Source organism: Pseudomonas sp. Pseusp49 (genome assembly GCF_059491875.1).
In genome coordinates, this window is record NZ_CP168514.1 from 5,643,053 (window position 1) to 5,655,729 (window position 12,677).

Annotated in this window: 11 protein-coding genes; 5 read left to right on the forward strand and 6 right to left on the reverse strand. The window is 60.2% G+C overall.

From position 1 onward, the window contains the following. Positions 1-45: 45 nt before the first annotated feature. From ACEN83_RS25080 to ACEN83_RS25095, 4 genes are all read left to right on the forward strand, one after another. A complete protein-coding gene (locus ACEN83_RS25080) occupies positions 46-2,529 on the forward strand; it encodes a fimbria/pilus outer membrane usher protein (protein WP_495578715.1) in 2,484 nt (827 codons plus the stop codon). Positions 2,530-2,539: 10 nt separating this feature from the next. Continuing rightward, positions 2,540-3,682 carry a DUF1120 domain-containing protein gene (locus ACEN83_RS25085; RefSeq protein ID WP_495578716.1) on the forward strand — a complete coding sequence of 381 codons (1,143 nt, stop codon included), beginning with the start codon at positions 2,540-2,542 and terminating at the stop codon, positions 3,680-3,682. 84 nt (positions 3,683-3,766) lie between these two features. Then, positions 3,767-4,384: a DUF1120 domain-containing protein gene (locus ACEN83_RS25090; RefSeq protein ID WP_495578717.1), complete on the forward strand. Its 618-nt coding sequence runs from the start codon at positions 3,767-3,769 to the stop codon at positions 4,382-4,384. A 78-nt stretch (positions 4,385-4,462) separates the two neighbouring features. Further along, positions 4,463-5,113, forward strand: coding sequence for a DUF1120 domain-containing protein (locus tag ACEN83_RS25095; RefSeq protein WP_495578718.1), 651 nt, complete (start codon positions 4,463-4,465; stop codon positions 5,111-5,113). Positions 5,114-5,120: 7 nt separating this feature from the next. Here ACEN83_RS25095 and ACEN83_RS25100 read toward each other — a convergent pair whose 3' ends face one another. The 6 genes from ACEN83_RS25100 to ACEN83_RS25125 form a co-directional block, all read right to left on the reverse strand. Then, the gene (locus ACEN83_RS25100; protein WP_495578719.1) at positions 5,121-6,431 is read right to left on the reverse strand and encodes a CynX/NimT family MFS transporter; all 1,311 of its coding nucleotides are present in this window, start codon (positions 6,429-6,431) and stop codon (positions 5,121-5,123) included. After that, the gene (locus ACEN83_RS25105; RefSeq protein WP_116581152.1) at positions 6,421-7,080 is read right to left on the reverse strand and encodes a FadR/GntR family transcriptional regulator; all 660 of its coding nucleotides are present in this window, start codon (positions 7,078-7,080) and stop codon (positions 6,421-6,423) included. The genes ACEN83_RS25100 and ACEN83_RS25105 overlap by 11 nt, the downstream gene beginning before the upstream one ends. Positions 7,081-7,329: 249 nt before the next feature. Further along, positions 7,330-8,094, reverse strand: a complete 765-nt coding sequence (locus ACEN83_RS25110; protein WP_007972685.1) for an amino acid ABC transporter ATP-binding protein — start codon at positions 8,092-8,094, stop codon at positions 7,330-7,332. A gap of 10 nt (positions 8,095-8,104) precedes the next feature. Beyond that, the gene (locus ACEN83_RS25115; protein ID WP_495578720.1) at positions 8,105-9,202 is read right to left on the reverse strand and encodes an amino acid ABC transporter permease; all 1,098 of its coding nucleotides are present in this window, start codon (positions 9,200-9,202) and stop codon (positions 8,105-8,107) included. Between the two features lie 10 nt (positions 9,203-9,212). Continuing rightward, entirely contained in the window at positions 9,213-10,394 is a 1,182-nt protein-coding gene (locus ACEN83_RS25120) for an amino acid ABC transporter permease (RefSeq protein ID WP_104449325.1), read from the reverse strand. 65 nt (positions 10,395-10,459) lie between these two features. Then, positions 10,460-11,491, reverse strand: a complete 1,032-nt coding sequence (locus ACEN83_RS25125; RefSeq protein WP_007972676.1) for an amino acid ABC transporter substrate-binding protein — start codon at positions 11,489-11,491, stop codon at positions 10,460-10,462. Between the two features lie 468 nt (positions 11,492-11,959). On the opposite strand from ACEN83_RS25125, the gene ACEN83_RS25130 reads away from it, so the two are divergent. Next, the gene (locus ACEN83_RS25130; protein WP_495578721.1) at positions 11,960-12,616 is read left to right on the forward strand and encodes an alpha/beta hydrolase; all 657 of its coding nucleotides are present in this window, start codon (positions 11,960-11,962) and stop codon (positions 12,614-12,616) included. The last annotated feature ends 61 nt before the right edge of the window (positions 12,617-12,677 follow it).

The following is a 12,677-nucleotide window of genomic DNA, read 5'->3' on the forward strand; positions in this document are numbered from 1 at the left end:
CGAAGCGGATCAATCCGGCACCCTGGCAGAACCCAAGTGAACCCCATGAACACCGTATTGAAATACCGTGATGGCGAAGCCTTGCCTGCGATTCGGCCGGCCAGCACGTCCCCTCATCTGTCGCGAGTCCGGACCGGCATGGTGTTGCTGCTTGGCAACGTGCTGACAGGACTCGAAGCCAATGCCGAAGACCTCAATGCCGATCTGTTGCTGACTTCGTTCGACCGGAAAACGCTGATTCAGAGGGGTATCGACCCCAGTCTCGCAACCCAACTATTGGCCGCCCCGAGCTTCACCGCCGGCCGACATCCGATCACCCTCACGGTCAATGGCCAACGTCGCGGCCGGGTCGACGTCACGTTCAACCGGGAGGGCGACTTGTGCTTTGACCGTTCCCTGCTGGATGCGGCAAACCTGAGCGAGCCATCGATTCCGGCCAACGACAAAGGCTGTTTCGATGTACTCGCCACCTGGCCGCAGGCCCGAATCGAACAGGATCCGGCCAATCTCGGCCTTTCCTTGATAGTGCCCACCCAGGCGATACGCCCGGTGGTCCGGGATATCTCCGGTTATCAAACCGGCGGTATCGCCGGGTTACTCAACTACGACATCAACAGCCTCCACAGCCAGTACGGCAATCGATCGAGCCGCTACCTCTCAGCCAACACCGAGGCCGGTTTCAATGCCGGCGACTGGATTGTGCGCAGCCGTCAGGTGCAGACCTGGCAGAACGATATGTCGCACACCACTCACCTGGCGGCTTACGCCCAGCGCACCTTTGCCCGCCACGAAACAGTGCTTCAAGCGGGTCAGGTCAATCTCTACAACCCGGTACTGGCCGGCGCACAGATCACCGGCGTTCAGGTCATGACGGAGCAAGCGCTCCAGGTCGAAGGCCAAGGCAATCCCATCGAAGGGATTGCCCGCAGCCAGGCCCAGGTCGAAATACGCCAGAACGGTTCGCTGATCCACTCGACAGTAGTACCGGCCGGACCGTTTTCCCTGAGTAACGTACGTCGGCTCGACAGTCGCTCCGATGTTGAAGTCACCGTCAAGGAAGCGGATGGCAGCGAGCAACGCTTCACGGTCCCCGTCGCCATGCTCGGCGTTGGCCTGCCGGCTCCCGGCTTTTCGTTGGCCGCCGGCCAGGTACGCAGTCTCGGCGACGCCCGGAGCGGCGAACCCTGGGTGATCAGCGGCGGCTGGAGTGGAGCACTCAACCCGAATGTCTTGCTCAGCACCGGTGCCACCGGTTCCGCCGATTACCGTGCTGCGGGTGCTGACCTGAGCCTGCTGCCAGGGCCCGCCACACAGATCCAGACCACCCTGCAAGCGGCCGACACCAGCACCCGCCAGGCCGACAGGGGGCTTCAGGCCGACCTGAATGTTTCGCAACGCTTGGGTGAACGGTGGTCGATCAATGCTGGAACTTCGTACCGGACCTTCGGCTATCGCGACTTGTCCGAAGCGGTGTTCGATACTCAGTCCGAGCGTAGCCAGTCGCGCTACCGCGATCAGCAGAGCCTTTCGCTGGCCTGGTCACACCCCGGGCTTGGCGCGTTCAGCAGCGGCTTCAATCGTTCAACGACATTCGACGGGCAAAACAGCAGCCGCGCCCTGGCGTCCTGGGGCACCCGGATTGGCGACGTGTCGGTGTCGGCCACCGCGCAATGGCAAGTCAGCGGCACCCAACGTAGCGACGACAGTGTCTACCTGAGCCTCAGCATTCCACTGGGTGAACGTCGTCGGGCGCGCACCTGGGTACGCAGTTCCGCTGGCGAATATCGCAGTGGTATCGGCTTGAACGAGCAGATCAACGACCAGTTGAGCTACCGGGTCGGTGTCGAGCACGACACACGAGACAAACAAGTGCAGTCCTCGGCGGGGGTTTCCCTGCTGCCGCGCTACAGCCAACTGGACTTGAACTACACCCGCTCCGACGCCGAACGTTCCAGCTATCAGGTTGGCGCGCGTGGCGGGGCCGTTCTGCACGGCGACGGCCTGACGTTATCGCCATACGCCGTAAGGGACACCTTCGCGCTGCTTTCGGTTGGCGATGAAAGCGCCATCAAAGTCTCGACCCCAAGCGGTCCGGTCTGGACCGACTGGAAAGGTCAGGCCGTGGTGCCTCAGGTGAGCGCCTATGGGCGCAGCCCGGTAGAAGTCGACACCCGCTCGCTGCCACGCAACCTCGATATCAACAACGGACTGGCCGTGGTTTCCGCCGGACGCGGTGCCGTCGACAAGGTCGAGTTCGGTGTCACCTTGACCCGTCGTGCCCTGCTCAAAGTCACCACGGACGACGGTGCCCCACTGCCCCGTGGCGCAACGGTAAGCAGCGCAGACGGTGAGTTCATCACGCTCGCTCAAGAAGGTGGATTGGTGTTTCTGCCCAACGTCCTGAACACCCGCGACCTGTGGATAACCGCACCAGGGCTGGAGCGCTGCGAACTGCGTTTCGAACTGCCGGCCAAGGCCAATACCCAGGTGTATTACGAGACCGCTGCCGCCCGGTGCCGCACACTTTGAGGATATCCCCATGAAGCTGTCCCACCCTTTGTTGCTGACACTCGGCACGTTGATGTTGAGCGGACTTGCGCCGCACGCCTGGGCCCTCGCCGATGAATGCAAGCTCACCCTGAGTCAGCCGGTAGTCGATTACGGTTTGACGAATCGGGCCATACGCGCCAATGGCTCCGCAGAGCAAACCCTGGGCGAGCGCCACCTGAGCCTGAACCTGAGCTGTCCCCAACCCACTGACATGACCCTGTTCTACCGTGCCATGGCCGCGACCGCCGAGCGCTTTCGCTTTGCCGAACACGGCAGCTATGCCGTGCGCATGAGTGACGCCGTGCTCGATGGGCAACCGGTGGACCTGGGCTTTATTTCTGCCATCGGCCAAGTACCGGAAGCATCCGCTTCGAGTCTGCTTTGGCAACCGCAGCAGGCCATCGTTCCGGTCCGGAGCGGTGTGGCGGCGCAAGGGCAAAGTCTTTCGGCGCAACTGGAGCTGACAGCCTGGGCGTCGGAAAAAGCCTTGCAGGTACGTGACGCTGTCGTCTGGGAAACCACCGGCCTGTTCGACGCAGTCGCGACGGGTCTTTCAAGGGAGATAACCCTGCGCGCCAGTTTCGCGCCCACCGCGTGCAAAGTGGAGCTGTCCAATGGCGGCCTGGTGGATTTCGGTCGGCTATCGAAAAACGACCTGAACGCAGACAAAAGCACCCGACTGCCACCCAAGGATTTGACCCTGCGGGTCGACTGCGACGCCCCGATGGAATTTGCCCTGGTCATGCATGACAACCGCCCAGGCACGGCAACCGTCAACAGCGAGATTTACTACGGGCTGGGTCTGGATCACCGCAACAACAAGATCGGCCTGTACTCACTGAATGTCGATCCCGCTAACGCCAGCGCCGACAGCTTCGCCCGCGTGTATCGAACCGACTCCACCACCCAGGGCGCGGCCTGGAGCACCTCCAGTTCGACCCCCATACCCTTCGCCCAGAGAAGCTATCTGGGCTTTTCCGACAGCGCCGGTAGCACCGCAGGCCCGGCCTTTATCCAGAACCTCACAACCACGGTGACGGTCGAGGCCGTCATTGCCCCCACCGCGAGCCTGGACCTGAGCACCGCCGTTCACCTCGACGGCTCGGGGACGATCGAAATTCTTTACCCGTAACACCCACCCTGCCTCGTTGAAGCCGCGGAGCACTTTCGCCCCTCGGAACATTCAAGGCCAACAATGAAAGAAAGGAAGTTTTATATGAAAAAGTACCTTGCAGCACTCGCTACAACAGCCGTGATCGGCACCGCCCCTCAGGCCTTCGCCGTGGGCAATACCCTGGAGGTCAAAGGCACTATCACGCCAGTCGCTTGCACACCGACATTCTCCAATAGCGGTCTCATTGATATCGGCAAGATCTCGACATCACAGCTTAAGGAAGATGAGAATACGAAGGTTGGGGATGCACATCCGATGCGCTTGACCATAGCCTGTGATGGTGAAATCAGTTTCGCACTGAAGCCAACTGACAATACCGGCAACTCATCACCGGTTGGTCCGGTTGCGTTTGGCCTCGGTCTGACCCCTAAGAACGAAAAGTTGGGCTTCTTTGTCCCCAACGTCACGAAAGTTACAGCGGATGCAGCTGAAGCGGAGGCAATCGAATCAACCGACGAATTATCCTGGGTGAAAGCCACCGTGGCCAAACCGGGATATTTCTTGTCCTTTACCTCTACTGGCGGCTCCCAACCGATTAAAGCTACAGATGTCACCTATGATTTTACGGTCGACACCTTTATCGCTCGCGCCGACTCGCTGGACCTGACTGACGAAATCGCCTTTGAAGGCTCCGCGACGTTCGACGTGGTTTACTACTAAGCGTCAAGGCACTGAACCGTTCGTTGTCTGAATGAACGGTTCAGCACCTATACCTCTACGAAAAAAAGGAATTTATCGATGAAGCGTATTCCCATGGCGCTGACCACCGGACTGCTGATGGGCATGACGACTGCTGCCATTGCGGTGTCCCCCAATGCACTCTTGGTCAAAGGCACCATCACCCCGGTCGCCTGCACCCCGACGTTCTCCAACAACGGTCTTGTCGACTACGGAAAAATCTCCCGACAGGACCTGAACATCGACCAAAGGACGCGACTGCGTGACGAATTCCTCGACCTCGACATCAACTGCAACACAGCGGCGCATTTCGCATTGATCATGCGCGATAACCGCGAAGGCTCGGCCATCGTCAACAGTGAGATCTATTACGGCCTGAACCTCGACCGCAGCGGCAACCGGATCGGTCTGTACTCACTGCACTTCGATCCTGCCCGCACTGTAGCGGACGCTCTGCCGCAAGTGTATCGAACCGACTCCACCACTGAAGGGCGGGCGTGGAGTACATCAAGGTCCAGTCCCATACCGATTGCCGCCAACAGCTGGCTGGGCTTCACCGACGTGGCGGGCAGCACCGCAGGACCTGTCAAGATCAAGAACCTGAGCAGCCGGGTCACGCTCGTCGCCATCATTGCTCCCACCTCAACGCTGGACCTGAGTGACGATGCAATACTCGACGGTTCCGCGACCCTGGAGGTTGTCTATTTATAGGCATCCGTCACGGTTGAATTTTCTCGCTGCTGACTTGCACGTACAGCGCCCTCCCGGCACCGAGACCGGCGATGATCGCAGCCAGGCCGATGACGCCGAAGATCCAGCCTACCGCCGTCCAGCCACCGGTCCAGTCATGTACGAGACCGACCGCGAACGGCCCCATGGACGCCAGGGTATAACCGAAGCCCTGGGCCATGCTCGACAGGTTCGCCGCGACGTGGGAGTCCCGCGAGCGCAGCACGATCAGGGTCAATGCCAGGCTGAACGTGGCGCCCTGCCCCAGCCCCAGCACGATTGCCCAGCCCCACAAGCCTTCGATCGGCGCATACAGGCAACCGAACAGACCGCCGAGGGTCAGGACCATCACGATCACGATCGCCAGGCGCTGGTCCTTGCCACGTGTAGCCAGCCATGGCGCGGCGAGTGAGCTGACCAGTTGCACGATCACCGAACCCGACAGCACCAGCCCGGCCTGGGTCGGGGTCAGGCCGCGACCGATCAGGATCGACGGCAACCAGCCGAACACGATGTAGGCCAGGGACGATTGCAGGCCCATGTACAAGGTCACCTGCCAGGCCAGCGGATCGCGCAGCAAGCCTCGAACGCGGTAGGCAACGTTGTGCGCGCCGTGTTTCTGGCTGACTTGCGGCAGCCAGAACAGCGCCGCCGCCAATGCCGGAATAACCCAGAAGCCGAGGCCCAGCGCCCAGCTGTTGTCGAAGTGCTCGCTCAGGGGCACGGTCGCGCCCGCCGCCATCGCCGCGCCCAGGCACAGGGCCATGGTGTAGACGCCGGTCATGGTCCCGGCCTGTTTCGGGAAATCGCGCTTGACGATGCCTGGCAGCAACACACCGATCACGCCGATGCTGGCACCGGCCAGTACACTGCCGGCAAACAGGCCGATCCCACCGAATGAACTGCGCAGGATGATCCCGCCAGCCAGGGTCAGAAGAATGCCCAGCACCACCCGCTCAGCCCCAAAGCGTCTGGCCAGCAGTGGTGCCAAGGGCGCAAACAGGCCAAGGCAAAGCACCGGCAACGTGGTCAGTAATCCTGCCGCGGACGCCGACAAGCCGAGGGACTTCGAGACCTCGCTGAGCATCGGCGCCATGCTCGACAGCGCCGGGCGCAGGTTCAGCGCCACCAGAATCAGGCCCAGCAGCAACAGCCACGGACGGCGCAGAACCGGGTGGGTTTGCTGAACCTGTTCATCATCGGCCTCGGCGTCGATCAGCAACTCTTCCAGCTCTGCCGAACGTTTTGCGGCTGTGGATAAATCACCGCGCGGTAACGACTTCTCGGTTTCAAGGTTCATTGATCAACTGCCTCGACAAGGATTTGGCCCGCTCCGGGTCCCGTTGTTCGACGGCATCGAGCAATTCGATATGCAGGTCGAACACTTCCTGGCGGCGCGGGACGATGCTCAGGGTCTGGCGCAACTGCGCGCCGACGATGCTGGAGAAGTAGCGGTACAACTCGCTGAGTGTCGGGTTGTGCGCGGCGTCCACCAGACGGCGGTGGAACACCAGATCGCAGGCGATGTAGGTGTCGAGATCGCCATGGTAGTGACTGCCGCTGACACCCAGCGCCTCGCGCAATGCCACCAGGTCTTCATCGGTGCGGCGCATGGCTGCCAGGCCGATGGCCTCGACTTCAAGGATGTGCCGGGTTTCCCGGGCCTGCTCAAGGGAGCAACGGGACAGCGCCTTCAGGGTATCGAGCGGATCGACCACCGCCCGCACATAACTGCCGTCGCCCTGGCGGATTTCGATCAACCCGGAAAACGCCAACACGCGCATGGCTTCACGCACGGTGTTGCGGCTGATGCCCAGTTCCGCCGACAACTCGGGCTCGGTGGGCAAACGCTGACCAACGACCCAAATGCCCTGGTTGATACGCTGGCGCAGTTGGTCCAGGGCCTGATCGACCAGGGATCGTTTTACCAGGGGAGCTATTTCTGACATGGAATTCACCCTATCATCCAATCATAGGATGAATTTTCTGACATGTTAGTCAGCTTAATCCATCGACACAACCCCTGTAGGAGCTGCCGAAGGCTCGGGCCGCGTTCGGACGATCTTTTGATCTGCGCTTTTGAAAAAGCAAAATCAAAAGATCGCAGCCTTCGGCAGCTCCTACAGGGATGTGCACAAAATCGCGGGCAAAAATAAACCCGGAACTCAGTCCGGGTTTATTTCAGTGCCTGGGTTCGATCAATGCAGGATCTGGCTCAGGAACAGCTTGGTGCGATCATTCTGTGGGTGATCGAAGAAGTCGTTCGGCGCGGCCTGTTCGACGATTTCACCCTTGTCCATGAAGATCACGCGGTTGGCCACGGTGCGGGCGAAGCCCATTTCGTGGGTCACGCAGAGCATGGTCATGCCGTCTTCGGCCAGGCCGATCATGGTGTCCAGTACCTCTTTCACCATCTCCGGGTCGAGGGCCGACGTCGGCTCGTCGAACAGCATGATTTTCGGCTTCATGCACAGCGCGCGGGCGATCGCCACACGCTGTTGCTGACCGCCGGACAACTGCCCCGGGTATTTATGCGCCTGCTCCGGAATGCGTACACGTTCCAGGTAGTGCATGGCGATTTCCTCGGCCTTGCGCTTGGGCATCTTGCGCACCCACATCGGCGCCAACGTGCAGTTCTGCAGGATGGTCAGGTGCGGGAACAGGTTGAAATGCTGGAACACCATGCCGACTTCACGACGGATCGCTTCGATCTGCTTGAGGTCGTTGGTCAGTTCCACGCCATCGACCACGATGCGGCCCTGCTGGTGTTCTTCCAGACGGTTGAGGCAGCGGATAGTGGTGGACTTGCCGGAACCCGACGGGCCGCACAACACGATACGCTCGCCCTGCTTGACGTTGAGGTTGATGTCTTTCAGCACGTGGAACTGGCCGTACCACTTGTTCACGCCCTGCATCTGAATAATGCCTTCAGGGCTCACAGGCTTTTTATTTGCTTCGCTCATAAAAGAACTCCTAACGCTTGTGGCCTGTGTCGAGCTTGCGTTCCAGATGCATGGAATAGCGCGACATACCAAAACAGAAAATCCAGAACACCAGGGCAGCGAACACATAACCTTCGGTGGCCATGCCCAGCCACTTTGGATCGGCGGCGGCTTGCTTGACGCTGTTGAGCAGGTCGAACAGGCCGATGATGATCACAAGGCTGGTGTCCTTGAACAGCGCGATGAAGGTGTTGACGATGCCGGGGATCACCAGCTTCAGGGCTTGCGGCAGAATCACCAGGCCCATGCTGCGCCAGTAGCCCAGCCCCATCGCTGCAGCCGCTTCGTACTGCCCCTTGGGAATCGCTTGCAGGCCACCGCGCACCACTTCGGCCACATAGGCCGACTGGAACAGGATCACGCCGATCAGGGCCCGCAGCAGCTTGTCGAAGTTCATGCCTTCAGGCAGGAACAGCGGCAACATCACCGAGGACATGAACAGCACCGTGATCAACGGCACGCCGCGCCAGAACTCGATGAAGGTCACGCAGACCACCCGAATCGCCGGCATGTTGGAACGACGGCCCAGCGCCAGGACAATCCCCAGCGGCAGCGCGCCGGCGATGCCGACAGTGGCGATCACCAGGGTCAGCATCAGGCCGCCCCATTGGCTGGTCGCTACCTGGGTCAGGCCGAAGATGCCGCCGTGCAACAGGAAGTAGGCAATGATCGGGTACAACACCAGGAAGCTCAGGCCATACACCGCTTTACGATGAAAGCGCGAGATGAACAAGGGTGCCACGCCAACAATCGCCAGCCACACCGTCAGGTCTACGCGCCAGCGCAGTTCCGGCGGGTAGTAGCCGTACATGAATTGGCCGAAGCGCTGCTGGATGAACACCCAGCAGGCGCCGTCCTTGGTGCAGTCGGCGCGGGTCGTGCCCACCCAGTTGGCGTCGAGGATGGCCCACTGCAGGATCGGCGGCACCACCAGGTAGATGAGGTAGAACGCAAACAGGGTCAGCAGGGTATTGAGCCAGCTGGAGAACATGTTCGCGCGCATCCACGCCACCACACCGATGCTGCTGCTCGGTGGTGGCATGTCGGGTTTGAAAGTATGAGTGCTCATGCGCTTTTCCTTACCGCTCGATCAGCGCAATGCGCTTGTTGTACCAGTTCATCAGCAGGGAAATGCTGATACTGATCGCCAGGTACACGCTCATGGTGATCGCAATCACCTCGATCGCCTGGCCGGTCTGGTTGAGCACGGTCCCGGCGAACAGCGAGACCATTTCCGGATAACCGATACCGGCCGCCAGCGAGGAGTTCTTCGCCAGGTTCAGGTATTGGCTGGTCAGCGGTGGAATGATCACGCGCAGGGCTTGCGGGATGATCACCTTGCGCAGTGTCGGGCCGTTGCGCAGGCCGAGGGAATGCGCCGCTTCGGTCTGGCCGTGGCTGACCGACTTGATGCCCGAGCGCACGATCTCGGCGATGAACGCCGCGGTGTACACAGTCAGGGCCAGTGTCAGCGCCAGCAGTTCCGGGATCAGCACCCAGCCACCGACGAAGTTGAAGCCTTGCAGCTTCGGCATTTCCCAGTGCAGCGGCGCGCCGAAGATCAGTGCGCACAAGGCCGGGATCACCAGGAACAGTGCCAGGCCGGTCCAGAACTTGTGGAACGGCACGCCGGTTTCTTCGAAGCGCTTGGTGGCCCAACGACTCATCAGCACGATGGCGACGATGGCGACTACAACGCTGACCACAAACGGCCAGAAACCGTCCGCCATCAACGCTGCCGGCATGTTCAGGCCACGACTGCTGACAAAGAAGGTGTCGCCGAAATTGTGACTGTTGCGCGGCCCCGGCATGGTCAGGAACACCGCGAAGTACCAGAACAGGATCTGCAGCAGCGGCGGAATGTTGCGGAAAACTTCCACATACACCGTCGCCAGCTTGGCAATGATCCAGTTCTTCGACAGCCGCGCCACACCCACGATGAAACCCAGGATCGTCGCCAGGATCACGCCGATGAAGGTCACCAGCAGGGTGTTGAGCAGGCCGATGACAAACACCCGGGCATATGTGTCCGCTTCGGTGTAGTCGATCAGGTGTTGAGCGATGCCGAAACCGGCACTGCGCTCCAGAAAGTCGAAACCGGAGGTAATGCCCCGGTGCTGCAGGTTGGTCTGGGTGTTATCGAACAGATACCAGCCCAGCGAGACCACCCCGATAATCGTGATGATCTGGAATACCCACGCGCGCACTCGTGGATCGCTGAGGCTGAGCCTCTGCTTTGGTGCGCCGATTGAATTTTGCATGAAGTGCCCCGGAAATAATGGAACAGAACATCACCCGGTGGTTGGCCCACCGGGTGATAGAACCATCAGCGCACTGGTGGTGCGTATTGAATGCCGCCAGCGTTCCACAGAGCGTTCAGCCCGCGGTCGATTTCCAGCGGAGTGCTCTTGCCGAGGTTTTTCTCGAACACTTCGCCGTAGTTACCCACTTGCTTGACGATCTGCACGACCCAGTCTTTCTTCACTTTCAGGTCTTTGCCGTATTCACCGTCGGTACCCAGCAGACGGGCAACATCAGGGTTCTTGGTGCCCTTGGCTTCGGCTTCGACGTTCTTCGAAGTGATGCCGGCTTCTTCAGCGTTGAGCATGGCGTAGCCAGTCCAGCGCACGATGGCCAGCCACTCGTCGTCGCCATTACGCACGACCGGGCCCAGAGGTTCCTTGGAAATGGTTTCCGGCAGAACCACGTAGTCCTTCGGCGAAGCCAGCTTGCTGCGCTGGGCGAACAGCTGGGATTTGTCGGAGGTCAGTACGTCGCAACGACCGGATTCCAGCGACTTGGCGCTTTCGTCGGAGGTGTCGAAGGTGATCGGGGTGTATTTCAGGCCGTTGCCGCGGAAGTAGTCGGAAACGTTCAGCTCGGTGGTAGTACCGGCCTGGATGCAGATGGTTGCGCCGTCCAGCTCTTTAGCGCTTTTCACGCCCAGCTTGTTGTTTACCAGGAAGCCGATGCCGTCGTAGTAGGTGATGAAGCCTGGGAATTTCAGGCCCATGCCCGCGTCACGGGAGCTGGTCATGGTGGTGTTGCGCGACAGAATGTCGATTTCGCCGGACTGCAGCGCGGTGAAGCGCTCCTTGGCGTTCAACTGGCTGAACTTGACCTTGGTCGCGTCGCCGAAGACAGCCGCCGCCACTGCACGGCAGTAGTCAGCATCGATACCGACGATCTTGCCGGTGGAATCCGGAACCGAGAAGCCTGGCAGGCCATCGCTGACGCCACACTGCACGAAACCTTTCTTCATCACTGCATCCAGGGTTGCACCTGCCTGGGCAAACCCGCTGACACCGAGTACTGCGGCTGCAGTCACGATCGCCAGGGTGGATTTCAACATCTTCATTCAAACCTCCAGTTTTGCTCTTGTTGTGTCGGAGCGTGAGTCCTGTCGCACCCTTTTGAGGCGTAGTCGACCCGTGTTGGCTTGTTTTAGGGTCAACCGACGTAAGACGTTAGCTATGAGTCTAGTAGGAGAAAATCCACATCATGGAAAACTCACCCTCACCAGTCGGCCGAACGGGCGGTAGCCCTTTCACGTTCGCGAAGCCCCGTAGCGGCCATTGGCGAACATCCATCACCGGATTCATTGCTATCCCACAGTCGGCAGTACACTGATAGTGTTACCGCTGGTCGTAGGATTTTTCATACAGCCTTCGACATAGCAAAGGCCGTACCACACAGCCCGCCAAAGCGGTTCAGCTGCGCGTCAATAGCAAAACTTGTACGCTTGCGACATCTTCTTAACAGATCAACCTGACGCGCATTTGGGTCACGCACCTAATAGGCGCGCACGCACAACATTGGAGCAGACATGACCGCCCCCCTGATTCTTGAACCCGTCAAGCCCGCAGACGCCTGCGTCATCTGGCTCCACGGCCTGGGCGCCGATCGCTACGACTTCTTGCCCGTGGCCGAAGCGCTGCAGGAAACATTGCTGACCACCCGCTTCGTTCTCCCTCAGGCCCCCACCTGCGCCGTCACCATCAATGGCGGATACGAGATGCCGAGCTGGTACGACATCTTGGCCATGAGCCCCGCGCGCGCAATCAACCGCGAGCAACTGGAAGAGTCGTCGGAGCGGGTCATTAAATTGATCGACACCCAGCGAGCCATCGGAATAGACGCCTCGCGGATTTTCCTGGCCGGTTTCTCCCAGGGCGGTGCCGTGGTGTTCCACACCGCGTTTCTGAAGTGGCAGGGACCGCTGGGAGGCGTCGTTGCCCTTTCTACTTATGCACCGACCTTCAGTGACGATCTGGAACTGTCCGCCAGCCAGCAGCGCATTCCGGTACTGTCGATGCACGGCCAATACGACGATGTGGTGCAGAACTCGATGGGACGCAGCGCCTACGAGCACTTGAAGCATCGTGGTGTCACCGTGACATGGCAGGAATACCCAATGGGCCACGAAGTGTTACCCGAGGAAATTCGCGACATCGGCACCTGGCTCACCGAGCGCTTGCGTTAACCCTTGAGGTTCCTTTCTTTGTTTAAAAGGCCCCTTTGATCCATCCCACTACGCCGCGCCC